This is a genomic window from Luteimonas sp. 8-5, assembly GCF_029763755.1.
In the GTDB taxonomy this organism is placed as follows: Bacteria; Pseudomonadota; Gammaproteobacteria; order Xanthomonadales; family Xanthomonadaceae; genus Cognatiluteimonas.
Genome location: NZ_JARUVM010000192.1, coordinates 1 through 324, shown reverse-complemented (window position 1 = coordinate 324; position 324 = coordinate 1). Strand labels below are relative to the sequence as shown.

Here is a 324-nt window from a genome sequence, read left to right as displayed (position 1 = left end):
GCTTCGCGATCCGCGAGGGCGGCCGTACCGTCGGCGCCGGCGTGGTGGCCAAGATCGTCAAGTAACGCGATCTGGCGGTTCACGGGGCTTGCACAAGGCCCCGGAAACCCGCTAGAATGTTCGACTCACCGCGGCCTTGCCTTCACGGGGGCCGCGGAACAGCGAAATGAGGCGCAGGAGGCGCCTCGTTTTCGCCAGGCAGGGAAATGCCGCGCGGCAGTGCTCCGTCCGTCCCGAAAAATAGTTCGGGGCATCGATGACGGGGCCGTTTGCGCGTATGCAGCTTTCCTTCCTGGCGGGCCGGGTAACCGGTCCGCCTTGTTT

At 65.7% G+C, this 324-nt stretch carries 1 pseudogene; it reads left to right on the top strand.

From position 1 onward, the window contains the following. A pseudogene (locus QAA18_RS12870) lies at nt 1-65 on the top strand (elongation factor Tu); the annotation flags it as partial. Nucleotides 66-324 lie beyond the last annotated feature (259 nt).